A 15398-nucleotide genomic window follows, 5' to 3' on the forward strand; every position below is an offset into this window, starting at 1 on the left:
TCTATAATTTAATTCTTCAGACGCGGGGTGGAGCAGTCTGGCAGCTCGTCGGGCTCATAACCCGAAGGTCGTAGGTTCAAATCCTACCCCCGCAACCAAGTTTCAAAGCAAAGAGCCCGGTAAAAGCCGGGCTCTTTGCTTTTGTGCGTTTGTTTGGCTTTTGCGCGCCGATATCCTGATTGCAAGTCAAAACCTAAAACATAAGTCCGCGTCGAAAAATTCTTCCCCGACAAGCACGAAAAGCCTGCATGAGCATTCACTCATGCAGGCTTTGTGCATTCTTGCCAGCCGTTGTCCGAAGGACGCACGTCGAGTGCGCGTACCACCCGCGAGCTTTCGCACCGATGACCAGACGGCCACTCAAAAGCGAAACCGCGACTAATCAGACTCAGGCTATGACCGGCTATCGGGCCGCAGTACCAGACAACTCAAACGACTCCGAACAGCTTTGATGCAGGCGAGGGCTCAAGACCCACGTCGATCAATAGAATTTCTTCGGCAATTGCGCGCGACGGATCTGCTTGCGCAGGCGAGCGACAGCAGCAGCTTTCTTGCGCTTGCGCTCGGTGGTCGGCTTTTCATACGCCATGCGCGACTTGAGTTCTTGAATCAGGCCCGTGCGCTCGACGGTACGGCGAAAACGGCGCATGGCGACGTCGAAAGGCTCATTCTCTTTCAGCAGTACTTTTGTCATTGAATTCTCGGTTGATCTGGCCCTGCCAGAATTTAGGGCAAAGCGCAATTGTACACTTTTTGAGAGCCGGCCTGCATCCTCTTTCCACTCGGACATGCTTGGCGGTGACTCGGGATGTTCATCGTAGGTCGTTGAATCGAGACGACAATCCCGGAATACCCGGGTTCGCGGAGTCAGAATCCGCGCGAGCGTGAAGGGCGCGGCGAAGGCACCATCTCACGCGCTTCGGGCTGCTCGATCACCACATCTGACGTCGCAAGCGCCACGCACGGCAGAACCCAGCGTTCGGCTTTTTCTTCCGCCGTCAGCCCCGGCCACTCTATTCGATACCGCACGTCGCCTTCGATCAGGCGGCACATGCACGCGCGGCACGTGCCGTTACGGCAGGAACTCGGCAGCGCCACGCGTGCCTTTTGCGCGGCTTCGAGCAGCGAGACGTTTTCATCGACCGGGACGACGAACCCGGCCGGCTCGACGCGCATTACGAACGCGCTCAAGTGCGCACCTCGACATTCGCGCGGCCATGGGTGAGGTCGCGTAATTCGGCGGCAGCGGGTTCGCGTGCGACGGCCGCCATCTTGACGACGAGCCGCACGCGCATGCCGTAGGCGCTTTCCACGAGTTCGGCGGCGTTCTGTTCGATCCAGCGTCGCACGCGCGCTTCATCGGCGTAATCGATGTCGATCTCGACGACTCCTTGCTCGATGCGCTCCACACGCTCGGCCAGTTGCATGGCGCTGGCGATGGCATCGGTGTAGGCGCGCACGAGCCCGCCCGCGCCGAGCTTGATGCCGCCGTAGTAGCGCACGACGGCGGCGAGCACGCCATCGACTTCGTGATGGCGCAGCACTTCGAGAATCGGGCGGCCTGCCGTGCCAGATGGCTCGCCGTCGTCGGACATGCCCGACTGGCCGCCCGCCAAGAGCGCCCAGCAGACATGCGTCGCCGATGGGTGCTCCGCGCGCAGCCGTTCGAGTTCGCGCATGGCCGCGTCGCGGTCGGCGACGGGAATCGCGAGCGCGATGAAGCGGCTTTTGCGGATATCGACTTCAGCGCTGACAGCGGAGCCGAGTGTGTAGGTCGGCAAGGCGTGCTCAACTCTTCCCGTCGATGACCGGCGCCGACGCATCGAGCGCACGCTGCATCAGCACGGAATCGACCCATCGGCCATGCTTGAAGCCGACATCGCGCAGCACGCCCACATGTCCGAAGCCGAGCCGCGTATGCAGCGCAATCGACGCCGCGTTGCCGCTGTTGCCGATGACCGCGACCATCTGACGCCAGGGCCCGGCCTCGCATCGGTCGATCAGCGCGCTGAGAAGCGTGTAGCCAAGACCGCGGCCATGAAAGCCCTCGGCGATATAGATGGAGTCTTCGATCGTATGCCGATACGCCGAGCGCGCCCGATACGCCGACGCATAGGCATATCCGGCCACTTCGCCATCGATCTCGGCGACGAGATAAGGCAAGCCCGCAGCCACGATGGCCGCCTGACGCGAACGCATTTCATCGGGCGATGGCGGGACTTCCTCGAAGGTGGCGAGCGCATGGTCGACGTAATGCGCATAGATGCGCGCGATGGCGTCGAAATCGCCGGATGCGGCGTCGCGAATGATCGGCGCGGTGGCGCTCTGTGCGTTCATCGTCGTTTCTGGAGCAAAAGTGATAGGCGGATTCTCGCACGACCGGCCGAGGCAAAAAAAGGGCCTGCGGGCCGTGCGCCAACCCACCAAGCCGGCGACTTATAGGTTAAAGAAAGCGTTGAACCGGGCGGGCGCTGCCCCCTACACTTAGTCGTCTGTCCGGGACGGCGGACGGCGCTGCCCTGCGCGCGCCCCGCCGAGTCGAGCATCCGAACGAAAAACACGCTCAAAGCGCGTGCGGCGTAAGACCAGTATCACCCAACGCGCCGCGGACCATAACATGCAATGAACAAATTCCAACGTGGGGCGCTGGCGGCGCTTCTGATCGTCATCGTGGTGACCGCGGCGCTCGCACCGGCGGGCATCGGCTTTTTATTGGCGGAGCGCAGCCGCCGGCAGGAGCGAGTCGAATTGCTGAACACCGCCGCCGCCGCCGCGCTGTTTCGGGCGGAAGACGTAACGCGCCGTCTGTCGGGCGCGCTCGGCGAAATCGGCAAGGTGAGCGCCACGCCATGCTCGACGATCTATCTCCACGAACTCAGGCGCATCGCGCTGACACATACCCAAGTGCGCGATGCGGGCGCCTACGATCACGACGGCCGCTGGCAATGCTCGTCGCTTCTGGGCGCGGTGTCGGCGGGCACGCTCGAAGGGCTCACGCTGCCGGCTCCGGACTGGCGTTCGCGCGACGGCGTGAGCGCCTGGTATGCGCTCTCGCGTTTGCCGGGCGGCAAGGAGTCGCTCGTCATGGGCCGCGACGGTTTCTACGTCGCCGCCGATCCTTCGCTTTATCTCGATGGTCGCGACAACGCGAGCGCGCCCGCGAGTCTCGCGGTCATCAACACCGAAGCGAGCCGCGTGATCGCGCGCACGCCCGCCACCGATACCGCCGCCATCCTCGCCGTTTATCGCACGCCATCGCCCGGGCCCGATTGCGCGTCGTGGGTCGTGCGCCGGTCCGTGTCGCTGCCGCTCGCGGTGGTCGTGAGCGCGCCGCATCAGACCTTCAGGCAGCGTGTCTCCACCTTGCCGTGGGGATGGCTGCTCGGCGGCATGGGCGCGGGTCTCGCGTGCGCGGCCTGGGCCGCATGGTTCATCGTGAGAAGGCTCTCGCCGCGCGGTCAGTTGAGCGACGCGGTGCGGCGGCATCAGTTCATCGTCGCGTATCAGCCTATCGTCGATCTCACCACGCGGCGTTGCGTCGGCGCGGAAGCACTGGTGCGCTGGAAGCATCATGACCGGATCGTGCGGCCGGATCACTTCATTCCGCTCGCGGAGCATGGCGGGCTGATCCAGGCCATCACCGATCAGGTGCTCGACACCGTGCTCTTCGAACTCGGCGAGTTTCTCAAGCGCTATCGCGATTACTACGTGTCCGTGAATCTGTCCGTGCCGGATCTCACGACGCACCGTTTTCTCGACGTGCTGCGCCCGGCGGTGGCGCGGGTCGGCGTGCGGCCGCAGCAGATTTGCATCGAAGCGACCGAGCGCAGTTTCCTCGATGCCGCCGCCGCGAAGGAAGTCATCAGCGCGTTCCGCGATGCGGGGCACGCGGTCTATCTCGACGATTTCGGCACCGGTTATTCGAGCCTGTCGCACTTGCAAAACTTTCGCGTGGATGGCCTGAAGATCGACAAATCGTTCGTCGATACCATCGGTCAGGACGCGGCATCGAGCAGCGTGGCCTCGCATATCGTCGACATGGCCGAGACGCTCGATGTGCAGGTGATCGCCGAGGGCATCGAGCGCGAGGAACAGGCGGCGTATCTGCAAGCGCGGGGCGCGAAGTTCGGTCAAGGCTGGCTCTTCTCGCCGCCGCTCTCGGCTGCCGAGTTCATTCGCTACGCAAGCAGGACACGCGGACACTGAGCGGGTTGGAATCGCCGGTATCGTCCTCATCTGGTGGGCTGACCTCAAGGAGCCACGACCATGAACGACCAGACAGCAAGCGCTTTTCTTCGCGATGTCCGTCATCCGCTGCTCACGCTTCATCGCAGCGTGCTCGCGCACATGCGCGTGCGCCACGAGGCCGAGTTCGGCGCGGTGTCGCCCGGCGAGTTCCTGCAGATCGTGATCAACGGTTCGGCTTATAAATGGCTCTCGCCCTTGTCGGCCGTGATCGCCGCCATCGACGACGTCCTCGACGACCGTGAAGCCACGCCCGAGGCGCGCATCGAGCACGCGAAAGCGGTGGCCGCGATGTTCCGCGCCGAAACTCGCGACGCCGCCTTCGCCGAACGTTTCCTGCCGCTGCTGCAGGAAAGCGCCGATATCGCGGTGGCCAACGGCCAGGTCGCGCAACTCGTGCGCGCGCTGCCAGCGGATTGAACGCGACGCGGCTACGACAGGTCATTGTCTGGACGCCGACGCGTCTATCGAAAATGCGACCTGAAAGCGCGATTTTTCAACGTCGTGCGTGCGCGGGTTACGATCCGCGCTCGCGTACGCAGCGGCGTCTCGACTGCCTTCACACACGGATGCTGCATCGCAATACAAGCCAGCTTGCGCTTTGAGCGATTATTTTTAGCTTGCGAGGATCGCCGCCAATCGAAGAACGAATTGGAGGCGCTCCTTGTCTTTACACGGTTTCGGTCCGCTCCTCTGGGCGGGCGCCAGGGAAACACTCGCGCTCGCGGTGCTGTCGCTTCTCGTGGCGGTGCTGCTCGGACTTGCGGGCGCGACGGCCAAGTTGTCGCGGCATGGGGCGCTGCGCGCTATCGCCACCGCCTACACGACACTCATCCGCTCCGTTCCCGATCTCGTCCTCATGCTGCTCTTGTTCTACAGCATTCAGATCGCGATCAATCGCGTCACCGATGCCTTCGGCTGGGACCAGTTCGACATGGACCCCTTCACGGCCGGCGTGCTGACGCTCGGGTTCATCTACGGCGCGTACTTCACCGAGACCTTTCGCGGCGCGTTCCTCGCCGTGCCGCGCGGCCAGCTCGAAGCGGGTAGCGCCTACGGCATGAGCGGCATGCGCGTGTTCGGCCGCATTCTTTTTCCGCAGATGATGCGCTTTGCGTTACCGGGCATCGGCAACAACTGGCAGGTGCTGGTGAAGGCGACCGCGCTCGTGTCGATCATCGGGCTCGCGGATGTCGTCAAGGCGGCGCAGGATGCGGGCAAGAGCACCTTCGACATGTTCTTCTTCATCCTCGTCGCGGCGCTCATCTATCTCGCGATCACGAGCGCTTCGAATCTGGTGCTGATGGCGCTGGAACGCCGCTATTCCATTGGCGTGCGGCACGCCGAACTCTGACCACTCACGCTCGCCATGATCCAGATCCTTGCCGAATACTGGCGCCCGTTCCTGTACAACGACGGCATGCGCGCGTCGGGTCTCGTCGTCACGTTGTGGCTGCTGGCGGCATCGATCGCGACGGGCTTTTGCGCCGCCGTGCCGCTCGCCTGCGCGCGCGTGTCGAAGCGCCGCTGGCTCTCGACGCCCGTGCGTCTCTACACCTACGTGTTTCGCGGCACGCCGCTCTACGTGCAGTTGCTGCTGCTCTACACGGGCATGTACAGCCTCGAATTCGTGCGCTCGCAGTCGCTTCTCGAAGCGTTCTTCAAAAGCGGCTTCAATTGCGCGATCCTCGCCTTCGCGCTCAATACCTGCGCCTACACGACCGAGATCTTCGCGGGCGCGATTCGCGCGATTCCGCACGGCGAAGTGGAAGCGGCGCGCGCCTACGGCATGAGCGGCTTCACGATGTATCGCCGCGTAATCTTGCCATCCGCGCTGCGCCGCGCCTTGCCTTTGTACAGCAACGAGGTGATCCTGATGCTGCATGCCACGACGGTCGCGTTCACCGCCACCGTGCCCGACATCCTGAAGGTCGCGCGAGACGCCAACTCCGCCACGTATCAGTCGTTCGAATCGTTCGGCATTGCGGCGCTGTTGTATCTCGCGATTTCGTTCGCGCTCGTGGCCGCGTTCCGGCGCGCGGAGCGGCGCTGGCTCGGCTATTTGAGACCGGCGAGCCGTTGACGAGCGGTAAAATCCGAAGCCATGCATCACGACAAGCCATCATCCGAGGAGAAAGCGTTGGAGCCTACCGCTAAAGACGTCGCGACCAAGCTCGTCGCCAGTGACATTCACAAGCGCTACGGCGACAACGAAGTGCTGAAGGGCGTGTCGCTCTCGGCGCGCGCGGGCGATGTCATCAGCATCATCGGCGCGAGCGGTTCGGGCAAGAGCACGTTCCTGCGCTGCATCAACTTTCTGGAGAAGCCCAACGCGGGGCAGATCGTCGTCGACGGCGAACCCGTGCGCACGAAGGCGGACAAGGCCGGCAATCTCGATGTCGCCGATCACAAGCAGTTGCAGCGCGTGCGCACCAAACTCGCGATGGTGTTTCAGCACTTCAATTTGTGGTCGCACATGACCGCCATCGAAAACGTGATGGAAGCACCCATCCACGTACTCGGATTGTCGAAGAAGGAAGCCGAGGACCGCGCGCGTACGTATCTGGAGAAAGTGGGTTTGCCGCCGCGCGTGGAGAAGCAGTATCCGTCGCATTTGTCGGGCGGCATGCAGCAGCGCGTGGCGATTGCGCGCGCGCTTGCCATGCATCCCGATGTCATGCTCTTCGACGAACCTACGTCCGCGCTCGATCCCGAACTCGTCGGCGAAGTGCTGAAGGTCATGCAGAAGCTCGCGGAGGAAGGCCGCACGATGATCGTCGTCACGCACGAGATGGGCTTCGCGCGCAACGTGTCGAATCACGTGATGTTTCTGCATCAGGGACGCACCGAGGAAGAGGGCGCACCCGCCGATGTGCTGAGCGCGCCGCAAAGCGACCGCCTGCGTCAATTCCTGTCCGGCAGTCTCAAGTAAGGTGGGGCTGTCGCCGCCGGGTTCCGCGGGCTCGTCCGGGCCGTTGCAGGTCGTGATCGTGGCGCTGCCGCCGGTATCCATGAGCGGCATCGCGCCGATCATCGACAGTCTTCTGCTCGCCAACGAGATCGACGGGCACAGGCTTTACGAATGGCGTATCTGTTCGTGGGACGGCCGGCCGGTGCCGCTCTCGGGCGGTGCGCACATGCCTGCCGATTGCGCCTTCAACGACGCGGTGCAGTGCGACTGGCTCATCGTGATCTCGGAGCGCTACCAGCAGTTCGCCGACTACCGCCTCTTTCTGGCAAGTCTCGCGCGCGTGGCGCCCCGCACGCCGCTCGTTTCCGGCATCCATCACGGTGTCTGGTGGCTCGCCATGGCGGGACAACTCGCGCAGTATCGCGTCGCGGTGAACTGGGAAACGTATCAGCAATTCACCGAGCAGTTCGAGCGCGCCATCGTCTCGCAGCAGATCTTCGAGATCGACCGGAATCGCGCGACCTGCGCGGGCGGGCAAGCGAGCATCGACTTCATGCTGGCGATGATCGCGCGCGATCACGGCCAGGATCTTGCCGAACGCATTGCCGACTCGCTCGGCGTCGGCGTGTTGCGCGCGGGCACGGAGCGGCAGCGCATTCCGTTCGTGACCGCGCCGGGCGAGCGTCATCCGCGTCTCAACGACGCCTTGCAGCTCATGGAAGCGAATATCGAAGACCCGCTCGCCACCGATGAAATCGCGAACCTCATTGGCATTTCGCGGCGGCAGCTCGAACGGCTGTTCCGCCAATACCTCGGCGCGATGCCATCGAAGTACTACCTCAATCTGCGGCTCACCAAGGCGCGCACGCAATTGCAGCGCACGAGCAAGTCGGTCGTGCAGATCAGTCTTGCATGCGGCTTTTCATCGGCGGCGCATTTTTCGAATGCTTATCGCGACCGTTTCGGCGTGACGCCGCGCGAGGAGCGCCGCAACTGGATCGAGAAGCAGCGCGGCGGCGTGGTCGACGAACCGCGCGGCGGCGCGCTCATCGAACCGCCCGATGACAGCGGCCAGCGCAATTGACGAGGTGCCTCGCGGCGCACGCCATCGACCGAAACGGAGCCTGTCCGCCGGTCAATGGACGCATCGAGCGAATCACGAAGTTTTGCACCGGCGCTTCTTTTATGAAGTCGCCTCCGGCAAGGTATAGACGCTCGTTTTTCTCATTTGCATCGTGTACTTGGTCGTCATTCCGTCCGGCCCCGACTTGGGATCGCTCAACGTTCCTTTTTCCGCCAGGACGCGGACCGAGACGGTGCCGTTCATGTCCTTGGAGATGACCGCTTCTCCAGTGCCTACCACGCTCTTCGAGTTGTCGGGTTCGAAGTAGTCGAACATCGACATTCGTTCAGCGGAGTTGCCAGTACTCGGATTCGTCAGGCTTCCCGATTTGCCGTTATAAACGATCACCGAGAATGGATACTTATTGCCGACGTTCATCAGGTCTTGACCGCCGGGCGAGGCAGAAGCAACGACCGGGCTATCTGGGCGCATTGCGTTGTGCGCTCGGACGATTTCAGCGGCGCCGTCCGCAGAGGTCGTCCATCCTGGACCCGCGCGATTGGTGCCGGCGTGGTAAGCATAAAAGTTCCGTCCGTCCGATGCCATCACCACGGAACATCCGGACAGGGTGCCTGTAGTCACGAGGACGGTTCCCCCGCGCGGAATCTTCGAGTACGGCACCGCGATCGCACCGACTCCCTCCCGGCCATTGTCGATACTGATGATCTGATCGGTGTTCTTGAGCGAAACGCCTTTCTTGTCCCAATAAGTGCCGGTGAACATCTTCATTTTGCTGTCGTACGAGGTCGCATCCTTTGTCTCGCCTACGTTCAGCACGTCGCGACGTTGATCGTATCGCGCTTCGGTGGCGTCCATCGGCGTGGCCATGTCGGAGACGTCTCTGTCGTGCCGATAGTATTCGAACCGGACGCGCAACGAATTCATTCGTTGCTGTTCGGCCGCCTGATCGGTGGGCGCACGTAATTTGAGCGGACCTTTTCCGGCCAATTTCTCGACATCGCGCTGGCCGAGCTGGCGGGCAGGCGGCCGTGTCGTGCTGCCGCCCCCGGCTGTCGAAACGCCGGAGGTACCGGGTTGTTCCGGGCGCATGCGCGGTGGTTTGGTCGGCCCCAACAGGTACCCGATGCGCCCGTCCTGGAGATGTACAGGCCGCTTGACGAACGGCGTCGAAGGTGTTGCAGGCGGCGTCTCGTTTCGTGCGCTTTGCACGGCTCCCAAGTTCGGCCGCACGTTCAGCTCGTCGAGCAACTCGTGCGCCAATGCTCTCGTAAGTGGCTTTCCTTCTAAGACTTGATTCAAGCCGCCAGTCAACATACCGGCAACTTTCATGGCCCAGCCAGCAGGCGTTAATGCCATGAACTGGTCCGCCACGCCGGTATACCGTTCTATGGTCGATGCCTCTTCGGGAGTAAGCGCTTCTCCTCTTGCCAGCTTCTTACCGAGGTCCTGCGAGCTTTTTACGAAGGACGCGAGGGGATTTTTAAGAGCCTCGGACGTCATTTCGAGAACTTCGGCTTGCGTATAGTCCGTCCGGATAATCGGCCCGCCTACATAGCTGATCTGCACTTCGTCTTGAGTATGGGTGGACGGTGTGTCCAGCATGCTCTTGAGCGCGGGATCGACACGCGCAAGATATTCCGTCGCGACAGCGAACCGCCTTAGAGCGACGATTTCGTCCGCCGTTAGCTCCTGATGAGCCTGCAATTTGCCTTCAATCGCGAGAACGTTATTTCCCAGCATGCCGAATCGATTGGTGATAGTCTGCGCGACCAAGTCGGGGCGAAGCGTGAGCCAGCTTCCTCCCTTCGCGGAGACGGAATATCCGTTTGGCGTATAACGCGTGAATACGTTCTGCCCGTGAAAGGTGGGTGGCGTTGCTGGCGGCGTTTGCGGGCCTCCCGTCGTGCCTGCGTTCCCAGGCGGAGTATTTTCGCTTCCCACACGGGGCGGCGGGGCCGCCAGCGCTCTCGTACCGGCCGGTATCAGCGTTTCCGGCGGCAAGCCGCTCGTATTTCGCGTCAGTTCATCATTCGATACGCCGTACATATACCCAGTTTGCGAATTCACCTGCATACGGACCTCCTCAACGAGTTGTGGTCAATCCTTTTGTTACAGCTCGAGCGTACGAGATGGGGTCCGGCGGGGGTAATACGCGATCAATGCGCCGGATAAATCGCGCAATCCTGCGATAGGGAAGCGTGCTCCAAGGCATTGCGCTGCGGTCTTGCACGCGCCGTTCCGCGAAAAGCCCTCGAAGCATGTCGCGAACGCGCAAGACGGATGGCGCGCGATTGCCTAATATCGGAGGCATTGCAATGGCAGACGAGGAGCACAGCATGAGCGAGATCAAGGTAAGCCGCGATACGTTCGACGAAGTCATGGTGCCGGTGTTTTCGCCGGCGAGTTTCGTGCCGGAAAAAGGCCGCGGCTCTCGCGTGTGGGATACCGAAGGAAAAGACTACATCGACTTCGCGGGCGGCATAGCGGTCACGGCGCTCGGTCATGCGCATCCCGAACTGCTCAAGGTCTTGCACGAGCAGGGCGAGAAGCTCTGGCATATCGGCAACGGCTACACCAACGCGCCGGTGTTGCGCCTCGCGAAACGCCTCACGGACCTCACTTTCGCGGATCGCGCGTTCTTCGCCAACTCGGGCGCCGAAGCCAACGAAGCCGCGCTCAAGCTCGCGCGCCGTTATGCCATCGACACATTCGGTCCGGAGAAGATCGGCATCGTCTCGTTCACGCAATCGTTTCATGGCCGCACTTTCTTCACGGTGAGCGTGGGCGGCCAGCCGAAATACGCGGAAGGCTTCGGGCCGCAGCCGCAAGGCATTCGGCATCTGCCGTATAACGATCTCGCGAAGGCCGTCGAAGCCATCGGTCCGGACACGTGCGCGGTGATCGTCGAGCCGGTGCAAGGCGAAGGCGGCGTGCTGCCCGCCGATCCCGCGTTCCTCGAGGGTCTGCGCCGAGCCTGCGACAAGCACGGCGCACTCCTGATTTTCGATGAAGTGCAGACGGGCGTCGGCCGCACGGGCACGTTCTACGCATACATGCAGTATGGCGTGACGCCCGACATTCTCACGAGCGCGAAGGCGCTGGGCAACGGTTTTCCCATCGGCGTGATGCTGACCACCGAAGCGATCGCAAGCCATTTCTCGGTCGGCGTGCACGGCACGACGTATGGCGGCAATCCGCTTGGCGCGTCGATTGCGGAAAAGGTCGTCGAACTGATCAGCGATCCAACGGTGCTCGCAGGCGTGGAAGCGCGCAGCCGCGCGATCAAGGCGCATCTGCAGCGGATTGGCGAGCGCTTTAACATGTTCAGGGAGATTCGCGGTCGCGGTCTTCTGATCGGCGCGGAACTCAACGACGCTTACAAGGACCGCGCGAAGGACGTGCTCAATGCGGCAGCGGCGAATGGCGTGATCATGCTGATCGCCGGCCCCAACGTGCTGCGTTTCGCGCCGTCGCTCATCATGCCGATGGCCGATCTCGACGAAGGCTTCGCGCGTATCGAGCAGGCAATCGGCCAGCTCGTGAACGCGTCCGCCGTCACTCGCTAATAGGACCCGATGATGCTATTCGTTCGTCCCGCAAGACTCTCCGATCTCGACGAGCTCGAACGGATGGCGCGTGCGGCGCAACCCGTGCTGCATTCGCTGCCGCGCGACCGCCGCGCGCTCGAAACGCGCGTTGCGCTCTCGGAAGATTCGTTTCGCGCCGAGGTGGATTTGCCCGGCGAAGAGTTCTATCTCTTCGTGATGCAGGATTCGGCGACGGGCAAGCTGCTCGGGACATCGAGCATCGTCGCGTCGGCAGGGTACTCGGAGCCGTTCTACGCGTTTCGTAACGACGCGCTGATCCACGCATCGCGCGAACTCAAGGTGAATCGCAAGATTCACGCGCTCACGATGTCGCACGAACTCACGGGCAAGAGCCGTCTCACGGGCTTTTATATCGATCCGTCGCTGCGCACGCCCGAAGGCGAAGCGGCGGCGCATTTGCTGTCGCGTTCGCGCATGTTGTATATCGCCGCGAACCGCAAGCGCTTTTCGAGCGAAGTCTTCTCGCTGATGCTCGGCGTCAGCGACGACACCGGCGCGTCGCCGTTCTGGGAAGCAGTGGGACGCAAGTTTTTCAGCCGCGACTTCGAGCAGGTGGAACTCGAATCGGGTGGACGCAGCCGCACGTTCATTGCCGAAGTCATGCCGAGTTATCCCATCTATGTACCGCTCTTGCCAGGCGAAGCGCAGCGCGTCCTCGGCGAGCCGAACGAAAGCACGCTCCTTGCATACGACATCCATCTGGAAGAGGGCTTCGAGCCCGACCGTTTCGTCGACATCTTCGACGCCGGCCCGGTGTTGACGATAGCCGTGGACAAGAGCGCATCGGCGAGTTCGGGCGAATTGCGCACGGTGCGCGATGGCGCGCTTGCCGGTTCACGCGCCGCGCCGTATCTCGTGGCCGCGGGCGGCGCGCACGAATTTCGCGCGATCGTCGCACCATTGGCGGGCACGCGGTCCGACGGCGCGGCCTTGAGCGCCGACGCGCGCGCGGCGCTCGGCGTGCAGGAAAAAGAGACGGTGCGTGCCGTGCCCTTGCATCAGGCTTCGGGAGAATTGCAATGATCGTCGTGCGCTCTGTGCGGCCGGGAGATGTCGACGCACTCGTCGCGCTGGCCCTCGAAACGGGTCCGGGCCTGACCACCTTCAAGCCGGATCGCGAGGCGCTCGCCGCGCGCGTCGAACGCGCGCGCCGCACGCTTGCGGATGCCGCCGAGGCTTTCGAGGCAGGCTATCTCTTCGTGATGGAAGACACCGCGACGGGCGATATCGCGGGCGTTTGCGGCATCGAAACGGAAGTCGGACTGGAGCAGCCGTTCTACAACTATCGCGTGGCAACGGTCGTGCATGCGAGCAAGGATCTGGGCGTATGGACGCGTATGTCGCTGCTCAACATCTCGCACGACCTCACCGGTTACGCGGAAGTGTGCTCGCTGTTTTTGAGCCCGCGTTATCGCACGGCGGGTGTCGGCGGTTTGCTGTCGCGCTCGCGCTTCATGTTCATCGCGCAATTCACTTCGCGGTTTCCGCAGCGTCTGTGCGCCGAGTTGCGCGGTCATTTCGATGACAACGGCGAGTCGCCATTCTGGAACGCGGTCGGCTCGCATTTTTATCAGATCGATTTCAACGAAGCGGACTATCTCAGCTCGCATGGCAAGAAGTCGTTCGTGGCGGAACTGATGCCGCGTTATCCCGTGTACCTCGACTTGTTGCCCGATGCCGCGCGCGATGCGGTCGGCATCACGCATCGCGATACCGCGCCCGCGCGCAAGATGCTCGAAGCCGAAGGGCTGCGCTACGAGAATCACGTCGATATCTTCGATGCCGGTCCCGTGCTCGAATGTCACGTCGCGGATTTGCGCACGGTGCGTGAAAGCGTGCTGGCCGAAGTGAGGATCGGCGTGCGCGATGCCGCCATCGAAAGCGATGCGCGCAGTCTCGTGTCGAACACGCTGCTCGAAGGGTTTCGCTGCGGCGCGACCGTTGGCGCGGTCGATGACGGCGAGTTCCTGCTGACTCAGGAAGAAGCCGATGCCCTGCGCGTAACCGCAGGCGATGCCGTGCGCGTGCTCACGTCTTATCCGCGCGCCAAGTAAAGAGAAACGACATGACTATCCAGAATCAGCTGTATATAGGCGGCGAGTGGCTCGAAGGCAAGGGTGCGGCGTTCGCCTCGCGCAACCCGGCGACGGACTCGGTCGTCTGGCAAGGCAACAGTGCTTCGGCCGACGATGTCGAGCGCGCGGTTTCATCGGCGCGGCGCGCGTTTGCGTCCTGGTCGGCGGTGAGTTTCGATGAACGCGTCGCCATTGCGCGCCGCTTCGCCGCGTCGTTGAACGAGAACAAGGAAGCGCTCGCCGACGCCATCGGCCGCGAGACCGGTAAGCCGTTGTGGGAAGCGCGCACCGAGGTGGCTGCGATGGCCGCGAAGGTCGATATCTCCGTGCAGGCCTATCACGAGCGCACCGGCGAGAAGCGCGCACCCATGGCCGATGGCGTCGCCGTGTTGCGGCATCGGCCGTATGGCGTCGTTGCCGTGTTCGGGCCGTACAACTTTCCGGGGCATCTGCCCAATGGTCATATCGTGCCGGCGCTCATCGCGGGCAACGCGGTCGTGTTCAAGCCTTCGGAACTCGCGCCGGGCGTGGCTGCAGCGACGGTCGCTTTGTGGAGCGAAGCAGGCTTGCCCGCCGGCGTGTTGAATCTCGTGCAGGGCGAGAAGGAGACAGGCGTGGCGCTGGCGAATCATCGGCAAATCGACGGGCTTTTCTTCACCGGCAGTTCGGATACGGGCACGCTGTTGCATCGCCAGTTCGGTGGGCGGCCGGAGATCGTGCTCGCGCTGGAAATGGGCGGCAACAATCCGCTCGTCGTCGCGCATACGGACGACGTGGACGCCGCCGTGCATCACACCATTCAATCGGCGTTCTTGTCGGCGGGACAGCGTTGCACGTGCGCGCGCCGTCTCTTCGTTCCCGACGATGCCTTCGGCGAGCGCTTCATGCAGCGCTTCGCCGAAGTGAGTGCGAACATTCGCGTTGGCGCTTACGACGAAGATCCGCAGCCGTTCATGGGCGCGGTGATCTCGGCGCGCGCGGCGGCGCGGCTCGTCAAGGCGCAGGCGCATCTGATCGAAGCGGGCGCGGCGCCCGTGCTCGAGATGAAGCAGCGCGCGGCGCATCTGGGCTTCGTCACGCCGGCTATCCTGGATGTGACCCACGCGGCCGACGTTCCCGACGAAGAGCATTTCGGGCCGCTCGTGCAGGTCACGCGCTACCGGACTTTCGACGAGGCCATCGAACGCGCGAACGATACGGCCTACGGTCTCTCGGCGGGCTTGCTCGCCGACGACGAAGCCGCGTGGACGCACTTTCAGCGCACCATTCGCGCGGGCATCGTCAACTGGAACCGGCCGACCAACGGCGCTTCGTCGGCGGCGCCGTTCGGCGGCATCGGGCGCTCGGGCAATCAGCGGCCGAGCGCGTACTATGCGGCGGATTACTGTTCGTACCCGATGGCATCGGTGGAAAGCGCGCAACTGCAGATGCCCGCGAGCGTGTCGCCGGGACTCACGTTCTAAAGAACCGCGAAG

Annotated in this window: 15 protein-coding genes and 1 tRNA gene; 11 read left to right on the top strand and 5 right to left on the bottom strand. The window is 63.0% G+C overall.

The window, feature by feature from the left end; all coding sequences use genetic code 11:
- Window positions 1–21: 21 nt before the first annotated feature.
- Window positions 22–98 (top strand) — tRNA-Met (locus QCE79_RS05475).
- A 383-nt stretch (window positions 99–481) separates the two neighbouring features.
- Here the strand turns inward: QCE79_RS05475 and rpsU are convergent.
- The 4 genes from rpsU to QCE79_RS05495 form a co-directional block, all read right to left on the bottom strand.
- Complete coding sequence (gene rpsU / locus QCE79_RS05480; protein ID WP_006999077.1) at window positions 482–694, bottom strand: 30S ribosomal protein S21; 213 nt, start codon at window positions 692–694, stop codon at window positions 482–484.
- A 173-nt stretch (window positions 695–867) separates the two neighbouring features.
- A complete protein-coding gene (locus QCE79_RS05485; RefSeq protein ID WP_250464686.1) occupies window positions 868–1176 on the bottom strand; it encodes a 2Fe-2S iron-sulfur cluster binding domain-containing protein in 309 nt (102 codons plus the stop codon).
- Between the two features lie 11 nt (window positions 1177–1187).
- Window positions 1188–1781 (bottom strand): YigZ family protein, encoded by a 594-nt coding sequence (locus tag QCE79_RS05490; RefSeq protein WP_309842504.1) that lies wholly within the window; start codon window positions 1779–1781, stop codon window positions 1188–1190.
- Between the two features lie 7 nt (window positions 1782–1788).
- A complete protein-coding gene (locus tag QCE79_RS05495; RefSeq protein WP_250464381.1) occupies window positions 1789–2337 on the bottom strand; it encodes a GNAT family N-acetyltransferase in 549 nt (182 codons plus the stop codon).
- Window positions 2338–2622: 285 nt separating this feature from the next.
- Here QCE79_RS05495 and QCE79_RS05500 point away from each other — a divergent pair, with 285 nt between their 5' ends.
- The 6 genes from QCE79_RS05500 to QCE79_RS05525 all read left to right on the top strand — a co-directional run bounded on the left by QCE79_RS05500 (window position 2623) and on the right by QCE79_RS05525 (window position 8240).
- Window positions 2623–4206, top strand: a complete 1584-nt coding sequence (locus QCE79_RS05500) for an EAL domain-containing protein (protein ID WP_309842507.1) — start codon at window positions 2623–2625, stop codon at window positions 4204–4206.
- 60 nt (window positions 4207–4266) lie between these two features.
- Window positions 4267–4665 (top strand): hypothetical protein, encoded by a 399-nt coding sequence (locus QCE79_RS05505; protein WP_309842509.1) that lies wholly within the window; start codon window positions 4267–4269, stop codon window positions 4663–4665.
- A 244-nt stretch (window positions 4666–4909) separates the two neighbouring features.
- The gene (locus QCE79_RS05510) at window positions 4910–5599 is read left to right on the top strand and encodes an ABC transporter permease (protein WP_244827663.1); all 690 of its coding nucleotides are present in this window, start codon (window positions 4910–4912) and stop codon (window positions 5597–5599) included.
- Between the two features lie 15 nt (window positions 5600–5614).
- Window positions 5615–6328: an ABC transporter permease gene (locus QCE79_RS05515; RefSeq protein ID WP_309842512.1), complete on the top strand. Its 714-nt coding sequence runs from the start codon at window positions 5615–5617 to the stop codon at window positions 6326–6328.
- Between the two features lie 21 nt (window positions 6329–6349).
- On the top strand, window positions 6350–7177 hold the full coding sequence (locus tag QCE79_RS05520) for an ABC transporter ATP-binding protein (RefSeq protein ID WP_404989070.1): 828 nt from the start codon (window positions 6350–6352) through the stop codon (window positions 7175–7177).
- 79 nt (window positions 7178–7256) lie between these two features.
- On the top strand, window positions 7257–8240 hold the full coding sequence (locus QCE79_RS05525) for a GlxA family transcriptional regulator (RefSeq protein WP_244828008.1): 984 nt from the start codon (window positions 7257–7259) through the stop codon (window positions 8238–8240).
- A 99-nt stretch (window positions 8241–8339) separates the two neighbouring features.
- On the opposite strand, the gene QCE79_RS05530 is transcribed toward QCE79_RS05525, so the two are convergent.
- Window positions 8340–10313 carry a cytotoxic necrotizing factor Rho-activating domain-containing protein gene (locus QCE79_RS05530; RefSeq protein WP_309842518.1) on the bottom strand — a complete coding sequence of 658 codons (1974 nt, stop codon included), beginning with the start codon at window positions 10311–10313 and terminating at the stop codon, window positions 8340–8342.
- 263 nt (window positions 10314–10576) lie between these two features.
- On the opposite strand from QCE79_RS05530, the gene QCE79_RS05535 reads away from it, so the two are divergent.
- From QCE79_RS05535 to astD, 4 genes are read left to right on the top strand one after another with little or no spacing between them, the layout of a single operon-like run.
- Entirely contained in the window at window positions 10577–11806 is a 1230-nt protein-coding gene (locus QCE79_RS05535) for an aspartate aminotransferase family protein (RefSeq protein WP_250508880.1), read from the top strand.
- 12 nt (window positions 11807–11818) lie between these two features.
- Entirely contained in the window at window positions 11819–12871 is a 1053-nt protein-coding gene (gene aruF, locus QCE79_RS05540) for an arginine/ornithine succinyltransferase subunit alpha (protein WP_250464691.1), read from the top strand.
- Window positions 12868–13902, top strand: a complete 1035-nt coding sequence (gene astA / locus QCE79_RS05545) for an arginine N-succinyltransferase (RefSeq protein ID WP_309842523.1) — start codon at window positions 12868–12870, stop codon at window positions 13900–13902. Before aruF ends, astA begins: the two co-directional genes overlap by 4 nt.
- Window positions 13903–13913: 11 nt before the next feature.
- Entirely contained in the window at window positions 13914–15386 is a 1473-nt protein-coding gene (astD, locus tag QCE79_RS05550; protein WP_309842526.1) for a succinylglutamate-semialdehyde dehydrogenase, read from the top strand.
- Window positions 15387–15398: the final 12 nt, after the last annotated feature.

It is taken from the genome of Caballeronia sp. LZ003 (genome assembly GCF_031451465.1).
In the GTDB taxonomy this organism is placed as follows: Bacteria; Pseudomonadota; Gammaproteobacteria; order Burkholderiales; family Burkholderiaceae; genus Caballeronia.